At 64.9% G+C, this 22,185-nt stretch carries 23 protein-coding genes; 4 read left to right on the top strand and 19 right to left on the bottom strand.

Annotated elements, in window-relative coordinates:
- The first annotated feature begins 118 nt into the window (after positions 1 to 118).
- Positions 119 to 1,327, top strand: a complete 1,209-nt coding sequence (locus AC3WJU_RS14720; protein ID WP_059387791.1) for an MFS transporter — start codon at positions 119 to 121, stop codon at positions 1,325 to 1,327.
- Here AC3WJU_RS14720 and AC3WJU_RS14715 read toward each other — a convergent pair.
- The 5 genes from AC3WJU_RS14715 to infC form a co-directional block, all read right to left on the bottom strand.
- The gene (locus AC3WJU_RS14715) at positions 1,324 to 2,241 is read right to left on the bottom strand and encodes a cation diffusion facilitator family transporter (RefSeq protein WP_284989314.1); all 918 of its coding nucleotides are present in this window, start codon (positions 2,239 to 2,241) and stop codon (positions 1,324 to 1,326) included. The genes AC3WJU_RS14720 and AC3WJU_RS14715 overlap by 4 nt on opposite strands.
- 102 nt (positions 2,242 to 2,343) lie before the next feature.
- Positions 2,344 to 3,240, bottom strand: coding sequence for a TrmH family RNA methyltransferase (locus AC3WJU_RS14710; RefSeq protein WP_492260203.1), 897 nt, complete (start codon positions 3,238 to 3,240; stop codon positions 2,344 to 2,346).
- 26 nt (positions 3,241 to 3,266) lie between these two features.
- On the bottom strand, positions 3,267 to 3,947 hold the full coding sequence (gene rplT / locus AC3WJU_RS14705) for a 50S ribosomal protein L20, sunset domain variant (RefSeq protein WP_284989316.1): 681 nt from the start codon (positions 3,945 to 3,947) through the stop codon (positions 3,267 to 3,269).
- Between the two features lie 117 nt (positions 3,948 to 4,064).
- Positions 4,065 to 4,259, bottom strand: a complete 195-nt coding sequence (gene rpmI / locus AC3WJU_RS14700; RefSeq protein ID WP_059387794.1) for a 50S ribosomal protein L35 — start codon at positions 4,257 to 4,259, stop codon at positions 4,065 to 4,067.
- Positions 4,260 to 4,376: 117 nt separating this feature from the next.
- Complete coding sequence (gene infC, locus AC3WJU_RS14695; RefSeq protein ID WP_059387795.1) at positions 4,377 to 5,420, bottom strand: translation initiation factor IF-3; 1,044 nt, start codon at positions 5,418 to 5,420, stop codon at positions 4,377 to 4,379.
- Between the two features lie 378 nt (positions 5,421 to 5,798).
- Here infC and AC3WJU_RS14690 point away from each other — a divergent pair, with 378 nt between their 5' ends.
- On the top strand, positions 5,799 to 6,185 hold the full coding sequence (locus AC3WJU_RS14690) for a DUF1844 domain-containing protein (protein ID WP_284989317.1): 387 nt from the start codon (positions 5,799 to 5,801) through the stop codon (positions 6,183 to 6,185).
- 81 nt (positions 6,186 to 6,266) lie between these two features.
- Here AC3WJU_RS14690 and AC3WJU_RS14685 read toward each other — a convergent pair whose 3' ends face one another.
- The 8 genes from AC3WJU_RS14685 to AC3WJU_RS14650 form a co-directional block, all read right to left on the bottom strand.
- Positions 6,267 to 7,601: an MFS transporter gene (locus tag AC3WJU_RS14685; protein ID WP_492260202.1), complete on the bottom strand. Its 1,335-nt coding sequence runs from the start codon at positions 7,599 to 7,601 to the stop codon at positions 6,267 to 6,269.
- 57 nt (positions 7,602 to 7,658) lie between these two features.
- Positions 7,659 to 8,561, bottom strand: a complete 903-nt coding sequence (locus tag AC3WJU_RS14680; RefSeq protein ID WP_441433228.1) for an SseB family protein — start codon at positions 8,559 to 8,561, stop codon at positions 7,659 to 7,661.
- A complete protein-coding gene (gene priA / locus AC3WJU_RS14675; RefSeq protein WP_059387797.1) occupies positions 8,561 to 9,307 on the bottom strand; it encodes a bifunctional 1-(5-phosphoribosyl)-5-((5-phosphoribosylamino)methylideneamino)imidazole-4-carboxamide isomerase/phosphoribosylanthranilate isomerase PriA in 747 nt (248 codons plus the stop codon). Before priA ends, AC3WJU_RS14680 begins: the two co-directional genes overlap by 1 nt.
- 45 nt (positions 9,308 to 9,352) lie before the next feature.
- Entirely contained in the window at positions 9,353 to 9,511 is a 159-nt protein-coding gene (locus tag AC3WJU_RS14670; RefSeq protein ID WP_172465499.1) for a hypothetical protein, read from the bottom strand.
- Between the two features lies 1 nt (position 9,512).
- Entirely contained in the window at positions 9,513 to 10,268 is a 756-nt protein-coding gene (hisH, locus tag AC3WJU_RS14665) for an imidazole glycerol phosphate synthase subunit HisH (protein ID WP_059387798.1), read from the bottom strand.
- Entirely contained in the window at positions 10,265 to 10,891 is a 627-nt protein-coding gene (hisB, locus tag AC3WJU_RS14660; protein WP_059387799.1) for an imidazoleglycerol-phosphate dehydratase HisB, read from the bottom strand. The genes hisH and hisB overlap by 4 nt, the downstream gene beginning before the upstream one ends.
- A 43-nt stretch (positions 10,892 to 10,934) precedes the next feature.
- A complete protein-coding gene (locus AC3WJU_RS14655) occupies positions 10,935 to 12,053 on the bottom strand; it encodes a histidinol-phosphate transaminase (RefSeq protein ID WP_492260201.1) in 1,119 nt (372 codons plus the stop codon).
- A 90-nt stretch (positions 12,054 to 12,143) separates the two neighbouring features.
- Positions 12,144 to 12,503, bottom strand: coding sequence for a LysM peptidoglycan-binding domain-containing protein (locus tag AC3WJU_RS14650; protein WP_492260200.1), 360 nt, complete (start codon positions 12,501 to 12,503; stop codon positions 12,144 to 12,146).
- A gap of 367 nt (positions 12,504 to 12,870) precedes the next feature.
- Between AC3WJU_RS14650 and lexA the strand changes: the two genes are divergently transcribed.
- Complete coding sequence (gene lexA, locus AC3WJU_RS14645) at positions 12,871 to 13,620, top strand: transcriptional repressor LexA (protein ID WP_492260199.1); 750 nt, start codon at positions 12,871 to 12,873, stop codon at positions 13,618 to 13,620.
- A gap of 42 nt (positions 13,621 to 13,662) precedes the next feature.
- On the opposite strand, the gene AC3WJU_RS14640 is transcribed toward lexA, so the two are convergent.
- Both AC3WJU_RS14640 and hflX read right to left on the bottom strand, forming a co-directional pair.
- The gene (locus AC3WJU_RS14640; RefSeq protein WP_307053491.1) at positions 13,663 to 15,726 is read right to left on the bottom strand and encodes an ATP-dependent DNA helicase; all 2,064 of its coding nucleotides are present in this window, start codon (positions 15,724 to 15,726) and stop codon (positions 13,663 to 13,665) included.
- Positions 15,719 to 17,281, bottom strand: a complete 1,563-nt coding sequence (hflX, locus tag AC3WJU_RS14635; protein WP_284753588.1) for a GTPase HflX — start codon at positions 17,279 to 17,281, stop codon at positions 15,719 to 15,721. Before hflX ends, AC3WJU_RS14640 begins: the two co-directional genes overlap by 8 nt.
- Before the next feature lie 402 nt (positions 17,282 to 17,683).
- On the opposite strand from hflX, the gene AC3WJU_RS14630 reads away from it, so the two are divergent.
- Positions 17,684 to 18,298 (top strand): class I SAM-dependent methyltransferase, encoded by a 615-nt coding sequence (locus AC3WJU_RS14630; protein WP_059387802.1) that lies wholly within the window; start codon positions 17,684 to 17,686, stop codon positions 18,296 to 18,298.
- On the opposite strand, the gene dapF is transcribed toward AC3WJU_RS14630, so the two are convergent.
- The 4 genes from dapF to AC3WJU_RS14610 form a co-directional block, all read right to left on the bottom strand.
- A complete protein-coding gene (gene dapF / locus AC3WJU_RS14625) occupies positions 18,279 to 19,247 on the bottom strand; it encodes a diaminopimelate epimerase (protein WP_492260198.1) in 969 nt (322 codons plus the stop codon). The genes AC3WJU_RS14630 and dapF overlap by 20 nt on opposite strands.
- Before the next feature lie 31 nt (positions 19,248 to 19,278).
- A complete protein-coding gene (miaA, locus tag AC3WJU_RS14620; RefSeq protein WP_306962862.1) occupies positions 19,279 to 20,220 on the bottom strand; it encodes a tRNA (adenosine(37)-N6)-dimethylallyltransferase MiaA in 942 nt (313 codons plus the stop codon).
- Between the two features lie 6 nt (positions 20,221 to 20,226).
- Positions 20,227 to 21,822 carry a tRNA (N6-isopentenyl adenosine(37)-C2)-methylthiotransferase MiaB gene (miaB, locus tag AC3WJU_RS14615; protein ID WP_441433222.1) on the bottom strand — a complete coding sequence of 532 codons (1,596 nt, stop codon included), beginning with the start codon at positions 21,820 to 21,822 and terminating at the stop codon, positions 20,227 to 20,229.
- Between the two features lie 22 nt (positions 21,823 to 21,844).
- The coding region (locus AC3WJU_RS14610; protein WP_492260197.1) for an aggregation-promoting factor C-terminal-like domain-containing protein at positions 21,845 to 22,185 on the bottom strand (341 nt) is incomplete at its 5' end.

Here is a 22,185-nt window from a genome sequence, read left to right as displayed (position 1 = left end):
ATCGCCCCCGCTATGGAAGTTGTCACATTCAGGGCTATTCACCGAGGACTCGAACTAAGCTTGAAAGTCGGCTTTATTCCCTCCGAGTTGCATCCCGCTCGCCCCAAGAAACAGGACGATGACCACTACTGCTGTCACCAAGACCTCCCAAAAGACCCGAAGCCGTCACGTGGCGCTGGCGATCTTCGCCCTTGCCATGGGTGGATTTGCCATCGGGACAACGGAGTTCACCATGATGGGCTTGCTCAAGGAGATCGAGCAGGGACTCCACATCAGCACTCCCGAGGCCGGGAACCTGATTTCGGCCTACGCCTTGGGTGTCGTGGTGGGGGCGCCCATCTTCGCGGCACTTGGTGCCCGGCTCCCCCGCAAGCAACTTGCCCTGGGGCTCATGCTGTTCCTGTCGATAGCGAACCTGACGTCCTTCATCGCACCGGACTACGGAACCATGGTGATCACGAGGTTTGCCTCGGGACTGCCCCATGGCGCCTTCTTCGGAATCGCCGCGGTCATCGCCGCGAGCCTGGTTGCTCCCACCAAGCGCGGCTGGGCGATTTCGATGGTCATGGGCGGACTGACCGTCTCCAACGTCATCGGTGTTCCCGCGGCGACGTGGCTCGGCCAGACTTTCGGGTGGCGCCTTCTCTTCGTGGTGGTGGGCATCATCGGCCTGGCCACGAGTGTGTTGCTCTGGAAGTTCGTCCCCTTCGAGCCAGCCCACCCGGAGGCAAGCATCCGCCGGGAACTTGGTGCCCTCAAACGCATCCAGGTGTGGTTGGCATTGCTGATCGGAATCATCGGTTTTGGCGGCTTCTTCGCCACCTACACGTACATCTCCCACACCATGACGTCCGTGGCCGGCATCCCGGAGGCGCTGATACCCCTCGTGGTGGCCCTGTACGGACTGGGCATGGTGGCAGGCAACATCCTGGGCGGCCGCATCGCCGATAAGTCGGTCATGGGAACCATCTACCGGGTGCTGCCCCTCATCGCCTTGGCGCTGGTGGCCTACGCGGTCGCGGCCCACTGGGCGTGGTCGGCGTTCGTCATGGTCTTCATCGTGGGCGGCATCGGCTCCATGCTCATCCCGCCCTTGCAAACGCGCCTGCTCGACGCTTCGCCGGACGCGCCGTCCTTGGCCTCTTCGCTCAACCACTCCGCGCTCAACATCGCCAACGCCCTTGGCGCATTCCTCGGCGGGGTGGTCATCGCCTGGGGCTGGGGATACGTTGCCCCTGCCCTCGTCGGGGCCGTCCTGGCGATCCTGGGCCTCGGCGTCGCGGGCATCAGCGGCTGGTTGGAACGCAAGAAGCCGCTGGCTGCCTAGACCTGGACACGCTCTACGTCGGGCTCGAGGTAGATGACCCGGGCGATCGGTACCGCGGTGCGGATCCTGAGTTCGGCGGCGTCGATCGCTGTCGCAATCGCCTGCCCCGTATCTGCCGCGCCCACGCTGATCTTCGCAGCGACCAGCAACTCTTCCGGGCCCAAATGCATGGTCTTGAGGTGGATAATCCGCGTGCCATCCGACTCAATGGCTTCCGTGATCCGCGCATTGTCCTCTTTGGTGGCAGATTCGCCGAGCAGCAAGGACTTGGTTTCCACCGCGAGCACCACGGCGATTCCCACAAGGAGCAGGCCGATCATTCCGGTGCCCGCGGCGTCCCACAAGCCGTTGCCCGTGATGAGGGTCAGGCTCACGCCGAACAGCGCGAAAACGAGGCCCAGAAGGGCTCCGAAATCCTCCAGGAGGATCACGGGCAGTTCCGGTTGCTTGGCGTTGCGGATGAACTTGATCCAGCTTTGCTTGCCGCGCAAGGGATTGGATTCGTGGATGGCGGTCCGGAACGAGAAGGATTCCGCCACAATAGCGCCGAGCAGCACGGCCAGGGGTACCCACCAGAAATCGCCTTCAATGGCATGGGGGTGCTGGAACTTCTCCCAGGATTCATAGAGCGCAAAGAGTCCGCCAACACTGAACAGCACGATCGAGACGATGAAGGCGTAAATGTAGCGCTCACGGCCATAGCCGAACGGGTGCTCGGGACTCGCTGCGCGCTGTGCGCGCTTCCCGCCAAGCAGCAGGAGCAACTGGTTGCCGGAGTCGGCGACGGAGTGGATTGCCTCGGCCAACATGGACGACGACATCGTCAGGACGAATGCGACGAACTTGAGCACAGCGATCGCCAGGTTGGCACTCAATGCCGCCACGATTGCCTTGGTACCGCCATTTGCAGCCACGGAGGCTCCACCTCTTCTTCAATTCAGGGGATGTGAGTGAAAGGCACGAACAGACCGCGAGGTCGCGTTCCTGCAAGCAATACCGTACCTGCAGCGGGAGTGTCAGGAGGCTTGCTGCGAGCGTGCGCTGGCGTAGAGGCAAACCGTGGCTGCTGTGCCAAGGTTCAGGCTTTCCGCCGAACCGTAGACGGGCACTGCGACACGATGGTCGGCAAGGGCAAGCTCGGAGTCTGAAAGCCCTTGCGCCTCGTTGCCGAACAGCCAGGCGGTCGGGGCTTCGAGGGCGTAGGCGGAAGTCGCTGCTGACGCACCCAGGCGGCGCGCCGCGTTCTCGTCCTGAAGTTTGTCCAGGTTGAGGGTGCCGTAACCGTCCGCTGCGAGGATCCCGATGCCGCGCTCCTTGCATCCGGCCACGAGTTCCCCGACGTCCGCACCCAACACAACCGGTAAGTGGAAGAGCGAACCTGCCGTGGACCGCACAGCCTTCGGGTTGTAAATGTCAACGCTGGAGGCCGTCAGGACCACGGCATCCGCCCCGGCGGCATCAGCGGCCCGAAGCACCGTGCCCGCGTTGCCGGGGTCGCGCACCTGGCACATGACGGCGATCAGCCGCGGCCCGGCGTCGAGCACTGATTCAAGGCTGACGTCCACAAAGCTGCAGACGGCCACAATCCCTTGGGGATTGACGGTGTCCGCCATGGCGGCCAGGACATCGTCGTTCGCGAGCCGCAACGCAACGCCGTCGGCGAGTTCGGCGAGTTCAGGGAGCCGGTCCAGGCAGCTTTCGCTCGCGAACACTTCGTGTACGACGCCGGACTCCCCCGCCGCGGTCCGCTCCCGGTGCAGGACCAGCGCCTCGCGAACGGCCTGGGGGCCTTCCGCGAGGAACCGCCCGCGCTTTAAACGGGCCGGGCGCCCTGCAAGCTTTGCGACATCCCTGACCCGATCGGCTCGGGGGTTGGACATCGGAAGTTCTTGCGGGCACCCGGTTTCGTTCATATAAAGAACTTTAGTGGCAGTTGCGACTAGTTCTTGATCTGCTGGCGGGCTTCGCCACCGGCAGGCTCAAAGCCTGCAGCCTTTGCGGCCTCAACGGTGGAGAACCAGTACTCGGCAACAGTCACGTCGTACCAGGTGGAACCCGGAACGTGGTACTTGTTGGACTCGGCGTTGCCCTTGATGGCGTGGCCTTCCGGTGCGGCTTCGCCCTCAACGGCGACAACAGCGCCTTCGATGGCCGGCTTCTCGGAGGCAGAGGCCTTGACGGCGGTAGCGGTCTTCGCAGCCGGAGCAGCCTTGGCGGCAGCCTTCGGAGCGGCCTCGGCCTTGGCGGCCGGAGCGGAAGTGTCGGCAGGCAGGGAGTCCTTGGCAACCTTGACCAGCGCGGCGAAAGCGTTGGCGTCGGAAACGGCCAGCTCTGCCAGCATGCGGCGGTCAACCTCGACCTCAGCGGCCTTCAGGCCCTGGATCAGACGGTTGTAGGTCAGGCCGTTGGCGCGGGATGCAGCGTTGATGCGCTGGATCCAGAGGCGACGGAAGTCACCCTTCTTTTTGCGGCGGTCGCCGTAGCTGTACACAAACGAGTGCAGCAGCTGCTCTTTTGCCTTGCGGTACAGGCGAGACCGCTGACCGCGGTAACCCTTGGCCCGTTCAAGGACAACCCGACGCTTCTTGTGGGCGTTTACCGCCCGCTTCACACGTGCCACGTGCGTACTCCTTCAAAATTCTTATCCCAAGCTGCTACTGCCGGAAACCCGGCCGGCCTGAGAAGGCTTTGGTGTAGTCGGCGGCTACCGGATGGCAGCAACCAGAAAACTTGGAACTTAGACGCCGAGCATCTTCTTGATGACCTTGGCATCGCCCTTGAAGACGATCTTGTCGCCGGCAAGGCGACGGGTCAGGGTGGAGGACTTGTGCTCCAGGTAGTGGCGGCGGTTGGCCTGCTGACGCTTCAGCTTGCCGGTGCCGGTCAGCTTGAAGCGCTTCTTAGCACCACTGTGGGTCTTCATCTTCGGCATGGGAACCGATCTCCTTACGTGTCCGCAGACTGGGTCTGCAGTTCTTTCGTGCAGCCACCCCATAGGAGGCGGCTGCTGCTTTCGTGCCGGGCGGAGGGAATGCCTCCTGCGGCGTGACTAGTTGGTCTTGCGTGCCGCTGGCTTCGGAGCGGCCTTGGGGGCTGCCGGCCGAGCTGCAGGCTTCGGAACCGCGGGCTTCGCCATCGGTTTCGGTACTGGTGTGGCAGCAGGCTTGGGGGCAGCCGGCACAACAGGCTTCGAAGCTGCCTGCTCAGGTGCCTTTGCCGGTGCCGGTGCCTTTGCGGGCGCCGGCGCGACAACGGGAGCTGCTTCAACCGCGGGAGCCTTTTCGACAACTGGAGCTGCTTCAACTACAGGAGCTGCTTCAACTACAGGAGCCTTCTCGACCACCGGAGCTGCTTCAACCACGGGAGCCTCTTCGACAACCGTTTCCTCAGCGACCGGAGTCTCTTCGACTTCAGCGGCCTCCGCCTCAACGGCTTCCGATACGGTCTCCTCGGCCTGGGTTTCCTCGGCCTGGGCCAGGAGTTCCGCCGGCAGCAAGTCCGCGAGTGACTGGGTCAGGGGAGCATCCTCGCCTGAAACGTCAATCCGGCCTGCGGCCTTGGCTTCATTCTGGGCCTTGGCCTCTGCACGCTGCGCCGCGCGGCGGGCCTCGGCCTTGGCCTCGGCCTTGTTTTTCAGCGGACCGATCACCATGACCATGTTGCGGCCATCGATGCGCGGGCTGGACTCAATCACGCCGACTTCGGCAACGTCCTCAGCGAAGCGCTGCAACAGGCGGATGCCCATTTCAGGGCGCTGCTGCTCACGTCCGCGGAACTGGATCATGGCTTTCACCTTGTCACCGGCACCCAGGAAGCGAAGCGCGTGGCCGCGCTTGGTCTCGTAGTCGTGGGTATCGATCTTCAGGCGGAAGCGGATTTCCTTGAGGACCGTGTTGGTCTGGTTCTTGCGGGCCTCACGGGCTTTAACAGCGGCTTCGTACTTGTACTTGCCGAAGTCCATCAGCTTGCACACCGGAGGCTTCGCCTGCGGTGCAACTTCAACGAGATCCAGGTCAGCCTCGGCAGCCAGACGCAGGGCGTCCTCAATACGGACGATTCCAACCTGTTCGCCGGCAGGGCCGACCAAACGCACCTCGGGGACGCGGATACGCTCATTGATTCTTGGCTCGCTAATGTCAAAGCTCCTGTTGTTGTGATGAGTATTCCACCGGCAAATAGAGAAGGCCCCCAATTGCTGGCGCAATCGAAGGCCTCGAAGATCGGAAACGGCCCCTCAAGGGAGGCGTTCGCACCATCCAAGGCTGACCTTGAACGGTGTCCGACCAGGTACCCGGCAACTTACATCCCCGAAGGGAAACGGCTGACGCGGGTGGGAGAGAACTCCGCTTGCAAACTGAAAATCAATTCTACAGAAATCGGCAACCAACCGCACATTAACGGTGGGTGGCCGAGCGCTGCGTGAGCCATGGAAAATGGCAACTTCCAGTCGGTCTGTGACAAGCTTACCAGCATGAGCACTTCAGACAGCAATTCCCTCGACCACGAGCCCGCCGGCACTGGTGCCGGAGTAAGCCAGCAGATCCGCGACATTTCGGAAGTTCCGGCTGTTGAGGTCATCACCACCGGCGCCGTTCACCTCATGAGCGCGGCAGCCGTCAAAGTGGGCTTGGCCGACGACCCCGAGGCCGAAGAGCTCAAGGACCTGGACGAGGCCCGCAAGCTGATCACCGCCTTGGCCGGACTCGTCACCGCCGCAGCACCGGAAATCGGTTCGCAGCACGCCGGCCCCTTGCGCGACGGCCTCCGCTCCCTACAGCTTGCGTTCCGCGAGGCGTCCCTGATCCCGGACGAGCCGGGCAAGGGCCCGGGCGAAAAGTTCACCGGCCCGGTCAACTGATCCGGACTATCTGTACGACCGCGACGGCGGGCTGGCCCCTTTGGCCGGCCCGCCGTCGTCGTTTGGCGGCTTAGGCGCGACTCAGGTGGCGGGGTCTCCCGCGCCCGTCTGGGTGATGGTCATGCTCCGGCGCCGACGCAGCTGGAGGAACAACCCGGCAAGGCACAACACCACTCCCGCCGTCCCGATGGCGACGAAGCCGGCCCACGGCCCCACGCCGTCGATGAAGAGGCCCGCGACGGGCGAACCGAAAGCCACGCCTGCAGTGAGGGCCGAGCCGTACCAGCCCATGGCCTCGCCGCGCCGTTCCTCATCCACGATGTCGGCGACCTTTTCCGACGCCGCGGACAGCACCGGCGCGCAGAGCAGGCCGGGAAGCAGAGACAACAATGCAAGGGTCCACGTGTCCCCGGCGAAACCCATCGGGATGGTCAATGCCGCCATTCCCAGCAGGAGCAGGATGGGCGAGACGGGCCGGTGCATGGCGCCGTAGATGAGCCCGCCGACTACCGATGAGGCGCACCAGAAGACGAAGACAATTCCGATCTCGCTCTCGTGCCCGCCGCGCTGCAACACCGCGACGATTCCGACGTCGGTGCCGCTCAGGACCATTCCGGATCCTGCGGCGACGGCGAACACGGCGGCTACCGCCGCGGTGAACCATGTGAAGTTCCGGGCCATCTTTCCCCGCAACCCGGAAGGTTGCGACACTGTCGGAGCCATCTCCGAAGCCGCCTCCTGAAGATGGGCCGGAGCCGATGCCACCACCGCGGCTTCGGCCGCATGAAGCTCATCGGCATCCCGGTCGGCCGTCTGGCCGGCGTCCAGGACGCCCTCGCTGCGGGTGGGCGGGTTGAACCAGAGAAGGAAGAGCCCGGCGGCCGACGTGCACACACCCACGATGGTCAGGCCGAGGACCGTGAACCCGCTGGTAGCCACGACCGCGCCCACCGCGGGGCCGATCATGAAGACCACTTCGGTGCCAATGGAGTCCAGCGCATAGGCCGAACGCCGCTGCTCGCCGTCAACCAGCACCCCCAGGGACTGGCGGATGACGCTGAAGATGGGCAGCGTCAACAGGCCCCCGACGAAGACAAGTGGGAGGATCCATTCGTAACTGACGTGCGGCACCACGGACCAAATCACCAACTCAGACACAACGGAAGGAATAAGCGCCTTGCGCAGGCCGACAGTGTCCACGCGCCGCCCCCGCCACGGAGCGCCGATCGCGATGCCGATGGTGAATACCGCCGCGGCAGCACCGGCGGCGGCATATCCCTTGCCCAAAGTCAGCACGATGTGCAGGGTGAGCAGGACTCCCGCTGCCGAGTGCGGTATGCGGGCCACCATGCCCACCAGCAGGAGACGCCGCACGGACGTGATGGACAGCATCTCCCGGTAGAGAGAGAAATTCACGAGCTCATCCTCTGTTCTGCCGAGGGCAGGACAAGGACGTTCCCCCTGTGCCTTCGGCTACTGTGCCGCCCGCTGCAAGCTGACCTCGATCGAGTCAACCCGCTCGGCGAACAATTCGTTCTGCGCCCAACGCCCGTTCAGTCCGGAGACGAGATCCTGCACCGCGGCGGCGTCCAGGCCGTCTTCGAGGTACAGCACCACGCGCAATTCGGGGCCGGGTCCCCCGCCGGCCATGGCCGATCCGTCAGCCGTGCGCGAAGCCATTCCAGATCCCGGCCGCACCTCCAGGCGCCGCACGGCCGGGTACATCCCTGCCAGGGAATTGAGAGCAGACTCCAGTTCATCATCAAGGTACGACGGCGTCCAGTCGCGCTGCTGTGCCAGTGACCACATGGCAGGCCGGCGGACGACGAAGGTGACATCCGAACCGGGATCCAGGACGAGCAGCTGGGCTCCTTCGGAGACGGCAGACAGGGCCGCCCGGGCCGCATAAACAGCGACGGGACGGGCCTGCGGATGCCAGGCTTCAAGGGCGGCCGCCGACGTGAACACCGGCATGGCCGTGCGGCCATCAGGCGCCTTCAATGTCACGAGCGCCATGTCGGCCTGCTTGTCCGCATGGAGTCCGTCCACGCCCTCGGCTTCCTCAGCGAGCTGGGCCACCACCGGGACGAACACCCTCGCCGTTGCCAACGAAGCCACCACACCGGCCTCGCTGCCGGTTCCGGCGAGCAGAGCCGCGACGGCGGCGAGGTATCCGGCGTCGGCCGTTCCGTCGTCGTCCTCGAAATTATGGATCTTTGCGGCGTCGCCGCTCAGGTCGCGGCCTGCCCAGGGCTGGCCGGCAGAATCGCCTGCGCCGCCAGCACCTGCCAGGGCCGCAGCGATGTGCCCGGGCAACTGCCGGGGTGCCGGAGTCGAAGCCTGATCAGCTGCCGGGAACTGTGGATCGTGAGACATCAGCGGCGGCCGGCGACGTCCAGCGCTTCCGGGAGCGTAAAGGCACCGGCATACAGCGCCTTGCCGACGATCGCTCCTTCGACCCCAAGCGGTACGAGCTCCCGCAGGACGCGCAGGTCCTCAAGGCTGGAGATGCCGCCCGACGCGACAACTGGCTTGCCGGTCTTTTCGACCATCTGGCGCAACAGCTCGACGTTGGGTCCCTGCAGTGTCCCGTCCTTCGTGACGTCGGTGACCACGTAGCGGGCGCAGCCGGCATCCTCAAGGCGGGCCAGCACCTCCCAGAGGTCCCCGCCTTCCTTGGTCCAGCCCCGGCCTGCGAGCGTCGTTCCACGGACGTCGAGCCCGACGGCGATCTTGTCACCGAAGCGGTCGATGGCCCGGCGGGTCCATTCCGGATTCTCCAGCGCGGCGGTTCCGAGGTTCACGCGGGCGACGCCGAGCTCAAGCGCGCGCTCAAGGGATTCGTCGTCGCGCAGTCCGCCGGACAGCTCCACCTTGACGTTCAGCTGCGAGACGACCTCGCTGATGAGGCCGGCGTTGTTGCCGCGTCCGAACGCCGCGTCAAGGTCCACCATGTGCACCCACTCGGCTCCGGCGTTCTGCCAGTTCAGCGCCGCTTCCAGCGGGGTGCCGTAACTGGTCTCGGAGCCGGCTTCTCCCTGAAGGAGACGAACGGCCTGGCCGTCCACGATGTCGACGGCGGGCAGGAGTTCCAGAACGGGCAGTTCGGAGGCGGTGGTCATTGAAGTCCTCGGTGTTGTGGGGACGGGCGTCAGTTGCCCGGCAACTTATTTTGCAGGCAAAGTGAAGAGGTAGGCGGCTAGCAGAGCCAAGCCAGCGAGTACGTAGAACGAAATGGAGACCCAGGCGGGGCGTTTCTGCTGGTGGAAGGAGATTCCGCCGCCAACCAGCAGCCCGGCCGCGCCCATGAAGATAACGGACCACATATCAGGCAGCGCCTCCGGCCTCGGTCGGCTGCGGCTGGGTTTTTGCTTGCGGGCGCAAACCCTCAACCCAGTTGCGCAGGAGCCGGGCTCCTGCGTCGCCCGACTTCTCGGGGTGGAATTGCGTGGCACACAACGGTCCGTTTTCCACGGCGGCGATAAAGGGGGCGCCGTGTTCGGACCACGTCACCTTCGGCGGAGCCATGCGGGGCTGGACAACGTCGAATTCCCACTTCTGTACGCCATACGAGTGCACAAAATAGAAGCGTTCGTGCTCGACGCCGGCGAACAGCTTCGAGCCTTCCGGCACGTCCACAGTGTTCCAGCCCATGTGCGGCACAACGGGGGCAGGCAGGAGTTCCACTTTGCCGGGCCACTCGCCCATGCCTTCGGCCTCGGTACCGTGCTCCACTCCGGCCTCGAACAGGACCTGGAGCCCTACGCAGATACCCAGGACTGGCCGGCCTCCGGCAACGCGACGGCCGATCATCCGGATCGCGTCCACTGCCTTGAGTTCGCGCATCACCGTTTCGAAGGCGCCGACGCCGGGGACCAGGAGACCATCGGCGTTCAGGACGTCTTCTGGTTTGGCGCTCAACGTGACTGCCGCTCCGGCACGCTCAAGCGCGCGGACCGCCGAGCGGACGTTGCCCGAGCCGTAGTCAAGGACCGTTACGGTCGGCTTTCCCTCGGGCGAGACGATGCGGCTGGCAGCCTTCGGATCGACCACAGCGCCGTCCTTGAGGATCTGCCCACTCACAAGGCACCCTTGGTGGACGGAATGCCTTCGACACGGGGGTCGGACTCGACGGCGGAACGGAGTGCACGGGCAAAGGCCTTGAACTGGGCCTCCACGATGTGGTGCGGATCCCGGCCGGCCAGGACATTCATGTGGAGGCAGATACCGGCGTGCAAGGTGATGGCCTCAAAGACGTGGCGCGTCAGCGAACCGGTGAAGTGTCCACCGATCAGGTGGTACTCCTGCCCTGCGGGCTCACCGCCGTGGACCAGGTAAGGACGTCCGGAGACGTCGACGACGGCGTGGGCCAACGCTTCATCCAACGGGACCGTGGCCTCGCCGAAGCGACGGATCCCTGCTTTGTTACCCAAGGCGGTGCGCAGGACCTCGCCGAAGGTAATGGCAACGTCCTCCACGGTGTGGTGGGCGTCGATGTGGGTGTCTCCGCTCGCCTTGACGGTCATGTCGATGAGCGAATGCTTGCAGAGCGCCGTCAGCATGTGGTCATAGAACGGCACCGAGGTGCTGATATCCGAGACGCCCGTGCCGTCGAGGTTGATTTCAACCAGGACGGAGGATTCGCTGGTGGTGCGTTCCATGCGTGCTGTCCGGGCGGCCGCCGTGCTGGCGCCGTTTTCGCTCATCGATATGTCCTTAGGAGGAAGGAGTGGTGGGACTTGTTCAAGTCTAGGCCGGTGCGGAGACCTGGCCGTCCAGCAAGGCTTCGAGCGCCTTGAGGAATGCAGTGGTTTCAGGCTCCGTGCCGGCGGTGACGCGGAGGTGGCCCGGGATGCCGACGTCGCGGATCAGGACTCCGCGCTCCAGCAGGCCTTGCCACAGGGCGTGGGGATTCTCGATTCCACCGAAAAATACGTAGTTCGAATCCGAGGCGGCCGGCTTGAAGCCCATGCGGGTCAACTCGCTGACAATGCGATCGCGCTGGACCTTGATGTCCTCGACGTCCGCCATGAGGGCTTCTCGGTGACGGAGGGCCGCCAGTGCGGTCGCCTGCGTGATGGCGGAGAGGTGATATGGAAGGCGTACCAGACGGATGGCGTCGGCGACCTCGGGGGCGGCTGCCATGTAGCCGATGCGCGCACCGGCGAGGGCGAACGCCTTGCTCATGGTCCGGGACACAATAAGGCGCTCCCGGCCGGGGAGGAGCGTCAACGCGCTTGGCGTGTTGTCGTGGGCGAACTCGTGGTAGGCCTCGTCCACGATCACCACGGTCCGGCTCGCCTCGCCGGCGTCGTACACGGCTTCGACAACGTCCAGGCCAAGTCCCGTGCCGGTGGGGTTGTTCGGGGAGCAAAGGAACACGACATTCGGCTTGAGTTCACGGACCTGCGCGGCCGCCGAGGCCGCATCGAGGCCATAGTCTTCGGCGCGAATACCAGCGATGTATGCAGTGTCGGTTCCGCTCGCGAGCAAAGGGTACATGGAGTACGTCGGCGGGAAACCGAGCGCGGACCTGCCCGGGCCGCCGAAGACCTGGAGGATCTGCTGGAGTACTTCATTGGAGCCGTTGGCTGCCCAGATGTTCTCGGCCGAAAGGTCGTGGCCAAGGTATTCCGCAAGGGCCTCGCGCAATTCGGTGAACTCGCGGTCCGGATAGCGGTTCAGTCCGGTGGCGGCTGCCGCGACCGCTTCGGTGATGGCCGCCTGAACGTCCGCTGGGACGCCATGCGTGTTTTCGTTGACGTTGAGCAAAATCGGAACATCAAGCTGCGGCGCGCCATAGGGGCTCAGGCCGCGAAGGTTGGTCCGGAGGGGAAGTCGGTCAAGTCGCTCAAGCTGGTCACTCACCATGACAGTTTAAGGTGCCGCGGCGGATGCCCTGAAACTGTGACGGCACGGAGACCGTCCAGGGGCCGGGCAACCCGGTCCAAGTTGCCGCTAAGTCGAAGGAATGAACAGCTGCTGGCCGGGCACGATGTGGCCGTCCTGGAGGTTGTTCAGCTGGATGATCTCCGCAACGACGTCGCGTGGATCCCGGGACGGTGCGGCGCTTCCCGCAATCCCCCACAAGGACTGGCCCACTTGTACCGTGACGCTCGTGCTGGAGGTGGGCTGCAGTTCAGCGGCGGAATCAGCAGCCTTGGCCGGCGAATTCAGGAATCCCGCCAAGCTAAGGAGCGCTGCAACCAGGAGCATGGCCGGGACGCCGAAGAAGACCATGCGGCCCCTGCGGGTCAGGCGGAGCCGGCCCGCCGGCGCACCGTGGCCGGGTGTGTGGGTGATGGTGTTTGCGGACATGAGCTGAGCCCTTCTGAACAATGCCGCGTTCCGGAATCTCTGGTTGCGGCTGCCAATTCTTGCCTTCATTCAGTGCTTGCAGGACGGTTGTTCGTTGTTGTCTTCGAACGATTCGGGCGAACACCCGGACCCCGCACCACTTTTATAGAACACATATTCGAACCTTGCTATGACATTTTTAGCACTTATCAACGAACGATGTCGAGACTCGCTAGAACAAATGTTTGATAAACGCCTGCGCCTGCCCTACGTTTGAGTGAAGGAACGAGCACTGAATCAGTGCAACAGGAGGGTCTGACATTTCAGGCCGACAGTCCCGGCAAGCCCCTCAGGGCCGCGCGGACGGAACGGAAGGGTGTTGGCGAACATGGCAGCGAAAGCCACTGGCAGCGGGTCGGCCTCAGCGCGGAGCCAGCAGCCGCAGAAGGCCCCCAAGAGCCTGACCGTCCGCCAGAAGAAAATCCTGGAGACCATCCAACGTTCAGTGAACGATCACGGGTATCCGCCGTCGATGCGCGAAATCGGAGACACGGTCGGCCTGGCCAGCTTGTCCAGCGTCACCCACCAGTTGTCGCAGCTCGAGAAGCTCGGTTATCTTCGCCGCGATCCCAAGCGTCCACGCGCCATGGAAGTCCTCATGCCGTTGACCCTGGACGGCGGCTCCGCCATCCCCGGCGTTGAAGCGCCGGCGAAACTCCGCAGCGCCGGCGGCCTGGCCGTCACGGAACTCGCGAGTGCCAGTGACACGGCCATGGTTCCCCTCGTCGGGCGCATTGCTGCCGGTGGGCCCATCCTGGCCGACCAGACCGTTGAGGACGTCCTGCCTCTGCCCCGGCAATTGGTAGGCCATGGCGAGCTCTTCATGCTCAAGGTCGCCGGTGATTCCATGATCGACGCCGCTATCTGCGATGGAGACTGGGTGGTAGTGCGGCGTCAAAACGACGCACTCAACGGCGACATCGTGGCCGCACTCCTGGACGACGAAGCCACCGTCAAGACCTTCCGGCAGCGCGACGGCCACACGTGGCTGCTCCCGCAGAACACGCAGTACGAACCCATCCTGGGCGACCATGCCACCATCATGGGCAAAGTCGTCTCGGTCCTGCGCTCACTCTAGGACGCGCTCGCTCTAAGGCACCCTCACCCAGGGGCCCCTGCCTTAGTCCGTGGCCGACTCGGCGTAAAGACGTTCGAGGGCACCGCGCACCACTGAACGGTCCGTGGTGGGCCAGAAGGGCGGCAACGCTGCCCTGAGGAAGTTGCCGTAGCGCTCCGTCGAAAGCCGTGAATCCAGTACTGCCACGACCCCCTTGTCCCCCGTTGAACGGATGAGGCGGCCGGCCCCTTGTGCCAGCCGAATGGCCGCGTGCGTTGCAGACACTGCCATGAAACCGTTGCCCCCGGCCTGGGCGACCGCGCGGGACCGTGCCGTCATCAGGGGATCGTCCGGGCGAGGGAACGGGATCCGGTCAATCACGACCAGCCGGCATGAACCGCCGGGAACGTCGACGCCCTGCCAGAGGGACATGGTGCCGAACAGGCAGGTGTCCTCCTCCTCGGCAAACTGCCTGACCAGCGCGGCCATGGTCGATTCTCCCTGGCACAGGATGTCCACATCCAGGCGCGACCGCATCGCTTCCGCGGCGTCCTCAGCCGCACGACGGGAAGAGAACAGGCACAAAGCTCCGCCGTGCGAGGCCTTGATGAGCTCTTCAAGTTCGTCCAACGCTTCGGGCGAGGTGCCGCGACCCGGCTTGGGCAGGTGCTTGGCGACGTACAGCATGCCCTGCTTCGGGTAGTCGAAGGGCGAGCCGACATCCACGCCCGTCCAGCTGGGGGCGCCCTGGCCAGTCAAGCCCAGCCCTCCGGCTGTGGCCTCGAATGCAGACCCGATAGCCAAAGTGGCAGAGGTCAACACCACGGTATGGCCCGCGAAGAGCCCTTCGCGGAGGCGTCCGGCGACGCTGAGCGGCGCGATGTTGATGAGCGCCGGCGAGTCCTCGTCGGGGGCCGTGTAGCCCTGCTGGGGATCGAAGCTGCTGTTCCGGGAGAGCCACACGACTTCCCTGTTTTCCCGGGCGGAGAGCAGCCGTTCGCACAACTCGAGGATCAGCATGAGCCGTGAGCGCGCGAGCTGACGTCCGCCGTCGACCGCGTTGGACGAATCCCCCTTCGAATCGGAAAGCGCCGCACGGCACGCTTCCCGGAGCTGGTCCACGCCATCAAGTTGTTCGTCATTGAGCCCGTTGGGCAAGAGGCCGGACGGCGCTCCCATGATCGCGAGTTCCAAACGATCCGCGGCGGCGTTCAGCGCGTCCACGGTGATGGCCGTGTGTTTGCGGGCGCTGGAGGCCGCGGCATGGATCATCGCCACGGACAGCTGCCCGGACACGGCACCGGTCACACGGTCCTGGAGCTCGTGTGCTTCGTCCACCACCACGACGTCGTATTCGGGCAGGACGGCCAGCCCTTCAAAGGCACTGACGGCGAGCATCGCGTGGTTGGTGACCACGACGTCGGACTCCGCGGCGCGGTGGCGGGCGAGCTCGCTGAAGCACTCCTCGGCCATCGGACACTTTTGCGCTCCGAGGCACTCCATGGACGTGACGGATACCTGGCGCCAGGCCCGGTCCGTCACGCCCGGCATGAGTTCGTCGCGGTCCCCCGTCGTGGTCTTCGCCGCCCATTCACGCAGCCGCACGACTTCCTTGCCAAGCTGCGAGGCAGGCCCGCCGATGGCTGCGGCCAGATGCGGAACGCTGGTGTCCTCGCCAAGGGAGAACAGCTGCCCCTCAGCCGGTTCCTCGCTGGGGAACCCGCCCTCCAGCTTGTGCCGGCAGACATAGTTGGCCCGGCCTTTGACCAGGGCGATGCTGACCGGGCGCTCCAGCTCCGGATTGATGGTTTCCAGGAGCCGGGGCAGATCCCGGCCCACGATCTGCGTCTGCAGGGCCAAGGTGGCCGTGGACACGAGCGTGGGCTTGTTGCTCTCCATCGAGTGCGCAATCAACGGAATCAGGTACGCAAGGGACTTGCCAGTGCCAGTGCCCGCCTGGACCAGGAGGTGTTCGCCGGTCTCGATCGCCCGCGCCACCTGCCTGGCCATCTGGTGCTGGCCCGTGCGGTTTTGGCCTCCCATGCCGGCAACGGCTTTGTCCAGGAGTTCGAGGGCGGTCCGTTCCCCCACGGTTTCGCCGCGCTCCCCCGCCTCTGGATCAACCATTGCTGACGAACGACTCCAACTCGGCTGCCAGGTTCTCGTGGACCATGGCCACCACGCGGGTGCCTTCCTCCTCATGCTCAAGGCTGAGGATTTCGGCGTCGGTGTTGTGCAGCTTGTTGATGAGCTCGCCGCGGTTGTACGGAATCAGGACTTCAAGGCGCACGCCAGGGCGCGGAATAGCCTCGCTGATAGCCCCGAGCAGCTCGGCAATGCCCTGCCCGGTGCGGGTGGACACGACGACGTGGCGTGGCTCTTTTTGCTTGAGCCGCTCAATGACGAACGGATCAGCGGCGTCCGCCTTGTTCAGGACGATGATTTCCGGGATCTTCCGGGCATCTACTTCGCTGAACACCGTGCGGACGGCCGCGATCTGGCCTTCCGGATCGGGATGCGAAACGTCCACCACGTGGAGGATCAGATCGGCGTCGGCCACTTCTTCCAGCGTGGAGCGGAAAGCCTCCACGAGCTGGGTGGGCAGCGAACGCACGAAGCCGACGGTGTCCGAGAGCGTGTAGCCGATTCCGTCAGGGGTCTGGGCCTTGCGCACCGTCGGATCCAGGGTGGCGAACAACGCGTTCTCCACGAGGACACCGGCATCCGTCAGGCGGTTGAGCAGTGACGACTTTCCGGCGTTCGTGTAACCGGCGATGGCAACCGAAGGAACGGCATTACGACGGCGGTTGGCCCGCTTGGTCTCGCGCGACGGCTTCATCGCGGCGATTTCGCGCCGCAGCTTGGCCATGCGTGTGCGGATTCGGCGGCGGTCCAGTTCGATCTTGGTTTCACCAGGACCACGGGAACCCATGCCGGCACCGGCGCCACCCACCTGGCCACCGGCCTGGCGGGACATGGAATCGCCCCAACCACGCAGGCGCGGCAACAGGTATTCCAACTGTGCGAGCTCAACCTGGGCCTTGCCCTCGCGGCTCTTGGCATGCTGCGCGAAGATGTCGAGGATCAACGTGGTGCGGTCCACCACCTTGACCTTGACGATGTCTTCAAGGCCGCGCCGCTGGGATGGCGCCAGTTCGGCGTCGACCACCACGGTATCGGCTCCTGTGGACATCACGATGTCCTTGAGCTCCATGGCTTTGCCTGAGCCAAGGAAGGTGCCGGGGTCCGGTTTCATGCGGCGCTGGACGATGCCGTCCAAGACTTCCGAGCCGGCGGTTTCGGCCAAGGCGGCGAGCTCCCTCAGGGAATTCTCGGCGTCGGCCAGGGTGCCTTCGGTCCAGAGGCCTGCCAGCACGACGCGCTCAAGGCGCAGCTGCCGGTATTCGACCTCGGTAACATCTTCAAGTTCCGTGGACAGCCCCGCGGTACGGCGCAGGGCCCGGCGTTCGGCCAGGTCCTCTTGATCGCCGTCGTAGATGCTGTGTTCTTCGTCCAGGCGGGAAATTGCCTGGGCTTTGCCAAACACGCCTCGGGGTTCGTCGCGGTCCTGAACTATGGCAGGTGCGTCCTTGGAGAGAATCCGGTCGATGACAGCCTGGATTTCTTCAGGACTCATGTCCTGGGCGTCGGAATCGGGTCCGGTGTTCTTCTGCGTGGTCATGGTCTCCTTTTAGGGGGTTCGGCACTTCCAGAATAGTGCCGATTCGTCTCTTGTGGCGCGGAATTCGCGCAGGGCTGATGCCTGGCAAGCCTCTGCCGATGGCCTGGGATCTCCAACCGGACGGGCTGCGCGGATTGCGAGCACAGATCCCAGGGGCGGGAGGGGACGATCTGCTGAGTGTCCAGGCGTCAAGAACGGCGTCCGGAACGGACATGCCAAGGCGGAATGGCGCTGCACATACTGCAGGCCTGCGTCGCGGGCGGTGCCGGCTACACGGAGTCGGTTACTCGGAGATCAAGAACATGCGAACCACGCTATCAGACCTCGTCAAGCCCGGGCCGGGGCAGTCTGGAGCAGTGCGCGGTTTCCCTTGCCCGCTGCTGGCCACTAATCTGGCAAGCTATGGAGTCTGCTCACTATTTCAGCGCACAGCCCGCGGGGCCGTTCACCCGCAAGCCCCTCACGGTGGAACTGGCCGGCGCGACCCGCCGGCTCCAGACATCGGGCGGCATCTTCAGCCCCGACGGGATCGACAAGGGAACCGCGATCCTTCTCTCCGAGGTTCCACCGCCGGCGCCGCAGGGAAACCTGTTGGACATCGGCTGTGGCTGGGGTCCCATTGCGTTGACCATGGGGCTCATGGCGCCGCACGCTCAGGTCCACGCCGTCGACGTCAACGAACGCTGCGTCACCTTGACCAACGAGAACGCCGCGCTCCTGGAGCTCGGGAATGTCACCGCGAGCCTGCCCGACGAGGTCGATCCCGCCGTGACGTTCGACACTATCTGGTCAAACCCGCCCATCCGTATCGGCAAGGATGAACTCCACAGCCTGCTGCTCACCTGGCTGCCGCGGCTCGCTCCGGGTGGAAACGCCTGGCTCGTGGTGCAGAAGAACCTTGGCGCGGACTCGCTTCAGCGCTGGCTGGCCGATACCCTCGATGGTTCCTTCGCGGTGTCCCGGGAAAGCACGTCGAAATCCTTCCGCGTCCTGCGGGTCAGGAAAGCGTCCCGCTAGCGACAATCACGGCGGGGCCGCTGAGCTCCACGTGTTCGCGGCCGCTTTCTCCGGGGAAGAACCGCACGCCGACGACGCCGCCCGGCACGTTGACGCGCCACGTGTCGGGAGCACCTTCCCCGGCCCAGTGCCGGATGGCGACGGCGGCCGCGCAGGCGCCGGTGCCGCACGATTGGGTCTCACCGACGCCGCGTTCGTGCACTCGCATCGTGATGTTGCCTACGCCTTCGTGGACGAGGGGCTCAGCGGGAACCACGAATTCGACGTTGGTGCCGTTTGCCGGCTTGGGATCGACGACGGGCGCCTTGAAGAGCTGCGTGGATTTGAGTTCTGAAAGTTCGGCCAACGCCACCACAGTGTGGGGATTGCCCATGCTGACAGAAAGGGCAGGCCGGGCCACTTCGAGTCCGTCGGCGCTCACGAGGGAGTCCATGGCCTTGCTGGTGGCATCCTTGGGGAAAATGAACTCCCACGGACCCATGTCCACCGCATAGCCCTCAGCGGTCCGGACAATCTTCTTGATGCCGCCGCGCGTTCCGATGGTCAGGGATTCACCGGCGTTGAGGGTGACAAGACCCTGCTCGATCAGGAATTGGACGAAGACGCGGACTCCGTTGCCGCACATTTCGGACAACGAGCCGTCGCCGTTGCGGTAGTCCATGAACCACTCGGCAGCGGCATCCGCTTCGAGCAGCTGGAGGCCTTCGGGCAGGAATCGTGACGGGACTGCCCGGATGAGCCCGTCCCCGCCAATGCCCAGGTGGCGGTTGCAGAGCGCTGCGACCTGCTCCGGAGAGATCTGATGTGCGTCTTCGGGGTCCGCAATGAGGACGAAGTCGTTGCCCGTACCGTGCCCCTTGGAGAAGGCCAGCCCGTGAAGACCGGAGGCGGGTACGGAACCGCCGGCAGCGGCAGGCTGCGGGGCGGAAAATGCAAGGGTTTCATCCATGGCTCAAGGCTACCTGTACTGGGGGTTGCGCCTAAATCACCGACGCCGGACTCGCGCAGATTTCTGCGGCTTTGGCCACCAAATCCGTATCCTGCCAGTCCAGCCAGTGGATCCGGGGGTCCGCCCGGAACCACGTGTGTTGGCGCCGGGCGAATTGCCGGGTGGCCACGATGGTTTCTTCGGCCGCGGCAGCTGTGTCGGATTCGCCGTCGAGGACCTTCAGGAACTGCGCGTATCCGAGCGCCCGCGATGCCGTCTTGCCTTGCCGCAGTCCGACGGCGTCCAGCCGCGCGACCTCTTCAAGAAGTCCCGCGTCGACCATCTTCAGCACGCGCTCGGCCAAACGCTCGCGCAGTATCCCGCGGTCGACGTCGAGCCCTATCTGCACGGCCGGCTGGAAGTACTCGCGCTGCGGCATGAAGGAGCTGAACGGGCGGCCGGTGAGCTCGAAGACTTCCAGCGCGCGGATGACGCGGCGGGCGTCGCCGAGCCTGCCGGCGGACACGGGGTCGATGCGTTGGAGGCGTTCCTGGAGGCTTGGAAGACCGGAGGTTTCGTGCTCCTGCTCCAGCCGCTGCCGCACGCCGGGGTCCGTGCCGGGAAATTCCAGGACATCCAAGGCTGCGCGGACGTAGAGGCCGGAGCCGCCCACCAGGATGGCGCGCTTGCCTCGGCCATGGATATCACGGATGGCGGCGCGGCAGTCGGCCTGGAAAGCGGAGACGCTGGCTTCCTCGGTGACATCCATCGTGTCCAGGAGGTGGTGGGGCACTCCCCTGCGTTCGGCGACGGTGATCTTGGCCGTGCCGATGTCCATTCCACGGTAGAACTGCATGGCATCGGCGTTGATGACCTCGCCGTCGAGCGCGAGGGCGAGGTGGACGGCGAGATCGGACTTGCCGGAACCGGTGGGGCCGACGACGGCGATCACGGGCGGATTCGGATCAGCTGACCCGGCCGGTACTGCTGCCATGCCGGGCTAACCGCGTCGTACGGGGAGCGACGGCATACCGAGGGAGACGGCCCTTGAACCTGAAGACCCGATGCCGCCGGACCCTGCGCCCGAGGCACTCGGGGCTGGAGCGCCGCAGGAATCGGCCTGCGCGCGGTCCCACGCGTCGCCGGCACGGGAGCGCCTCAAGCTGTAGTCCGCCGTCGTCTCCGGATCGGAGACGAGGTGGAAGGCAGCGGCCTCGGTGATGGTCACGGTGACGAAATCGCCGGGCCGCGGAGTCTCTGCGCCTTCCGGCACGGAGAAGTGGACCAGGCGCTGGTCCTGGGAACGACCCGAAAGGCGATGCGTTTCCTCGGCCTTGCGGCCGGATTGGGCCGTGACAAGGAGCTCGACCCGGCGTCCGAGCTGTTTCGCGTTCTCCTCGGCTGCGATGCGGTCCTGGAGGGCCGTCAGTCGCTCGTAGCGTTCCTGGACAACGGCCTTGGGCAGCTGGTCCGGAAGGTCCGCGGCCGGGGTGCCCGGGCGCTTGGAGTACTGGAAGGTGAAGGCTGAGGCGAAGCGTGACTTCTCGACGACGTCGAGCGTGGCTTGGAAGTCCTCTTCCGTCTCGCCGGGGAAGCCCACGATGATATCGGTGGTGATCGCGGCGTGGGGAATCTTGTCGCGGACTTTGTCCAGGATCCCCAGGAACTTGGTCGAACGGTAGGAGCGGCGCATGTCCTTGAGGACCTTGTCCGAACCGGACTGGAGGGGCATGTGCAACTGCGGCATGACATTGGCGGTCTCGGCCATCGCGTCGATGACGTCGTCGGTGAAGGCAGCCGGGTGCGGGCTCGTGAAACGGACACGCTCGAGGCCTTCGATATCACCGCAGGCGCGGAGCAGTTTGGAGAAAGCCAAACGGTCCCCGAATTCCACGCCGTAGGAGTTCACGTTCTGCCCGAGCAGCGTCACCTCGACGGCGCCGTCGTCCACCAACGCCTGGATTTCAGCGAGGATCTCGCCGGGACGTCGGTCCTTCTCCTTGCCGCGGAGCGACGGCACGATGCAGAAGGTGCAGGTGTTGTTGCACCCGACGGAGATGGAAACCCAGCCCGAGTACACGGAGTCGCGCTTGGTCGGCAAGGTGGAGGGGAAGACGTCCAGCGACTCCAGGATTTCCAGCTGTGCCTCGTTGTTGTGGCGGGCCCTGTCCAGCAACGCCGGGAGCGCCCCTACATTGTGGGTCCCGAACACTGCGTCCACCCACGGCGCCTTGCGCACGATGGTTTCGCGGTCCTTTTGCGCAAGGCATCCGCCGACGGCAATCTGCATTCCAGGATGGGCGGCCTTGACCTGTTTGAGTTCCCCGAGGTTGCCATAAAGCTTGTTGTCGGCGTTCTCACGGACGGCACAGGTGTTGAAAACCACGACGTCGGCGACGCCGCCGTCGAACGGCACGTACCCTGCATCCTCGAGCAGCCCTGCCATGCGCTCGGAATCATGGACATTCATTTGGCAACCGAAGGTGCGGACCTGGTAGGTGCGCTTCGCCGCGTGCTCGGGTGCCGGATCGACGACAGGGCCCGGAGCGGGCTGCTGAACGGGGGCTGGTGCTGGTGCTGCAGAAGGGGAACTCACCAATCTAGGGTAGCCCCTCGGACTAGTACCAGTTGAAGCCCATCTCATGCTGCCAAGCGTTGCAGGGCGAACCGTAACGGTCGCGGATATAGCCGAGGCCCCAATCGATCTGGGTCCGGTAGTTGCTGAGCCAGTCGCTGCCTGCCGAATAGTACTTGTCCGGCGGCAGCGCCTGCGCTACACCGTAAGCGCCGCTGCTGGGATTGGTGGCGTCCGTCATCCAGCTTGATTCCTGGGTCCACAGCAAGGACAGGCACTGCATTTGGTCCTGGCCCCAACCATAGGCGCCGAGCCGGGAGGACGCGTATTGCCGTGCGCCGGCGGGGTCGTTGACGACGTTTCCCCCGCCACCGCCACCCCCGC

Source organism: Arthrobacter sp. FW306-1B-F12A, from assembly GCF_058781865.1.
Note: the sequence above shows the minus strand (reverse complement) of the source record. Positions and strands in the feature narration are given on the sequence as shown.

Coding starts and splice junctions, on each gene's coding strand:
- AC3WJU_RS14640 (WP_307053491.1), bottom strand. CDS start 15,726: ATGGTTGATCCAGAGGCGGGGGAGCGCGGCGAAACCGTGGGGGAACGG.
- AC3WJU_RS14630 (WP_059387802.1), top strand. CDS start 17,684: ATGGAGTCTGCTCACTATTTCAGCGCACAGCCCGCGGGGCCGTTCACC.
- AC3WJU_RS14710 (WP_492260203.1), bottom strand. CDS start 3,240: ATGAACGAAACCGGGTGCCCGCAAGAACTTCCGATGTCCAACCCCCGA.
- AC3WJU_RS14690 (WP_284989317.1), top strand. CDS start 5,799: ATGAGCACTTCAGACAGCAATTCCCTCGACCACGAGCCCGCCGGCACT.
- AC3WJU_RS14670 (WP_172465499.1), bottom strand. CDS start 9,511: ATGTGGTCCGTTATCTTCATGGGCGCGGCCGGGCTGCTGGTTGGCGGC.
- AC3WJU_RS14720 (WP_059387791.1), top strand. CDS start 119: ATGACCACTACTGCTGTCACCAAGACCTCCCAAAAGACCCGAAGCCGT.
- lexA (WP_492260199.1), top strand. CDS start 12,871: ATGGCAGCGAAAGCCACTGGCAGCGGGTCGGCCTCAGCGCGGAGCCAG.
- AC3WJU_RS14680 (WP_441433228.1), bottom strand. CDS start 8,561: ATGTCTCACGATCCACAGTTCCCGGCAGCTGATCAGGCTTCGACTCCG.
- AC3WJU_RS14650 (WP_492260200.1), bottom strand. CDS start 12,503: ATGTCCGCAAACACCATCACCCACACACCCGGCCACGGTGCGCCGGCG.
- dapF (WP_492260198.1), bottom strand. CDS start 19,247: ATGGATGAAACCCTTGCATTTTCCGCCCCGCAGCCTGCCGCTGCCGGC.
- priA (WP_059387797.1), bottom strand. CDS start 9,307: ATGACCACCGCCTCCGAACTGCCCGTTCTGGAACTCCTGCCCGCCGTC.
- hisB (WP_059387799.1), bottom strand. CDS start 10,891: ATGAGCGAAAACGGCGCCAGCACGGCGGCCGCCCGGACAGCACGCATG.
- hflX (WP_284753588.1), bottom strand. CDS start 17,281: ATGACCACGCAGAAGAACACCGGACCCGATTCCGACGCCCAGGACATG.
- rpmI (WP_059387794.1), bottom strand. CDS start 4,259: ATGCCGAAGATGAAGACCCACAGTGGTGCTAAGAAGCGCTTCAAGCTG.
- miaA (WP_306962862.1), bottom strand. CDS start 20,220: ATGGCAGCAGTACCGGCCGGGTCAGCTGATCCGAATCCGCCCGTGATC.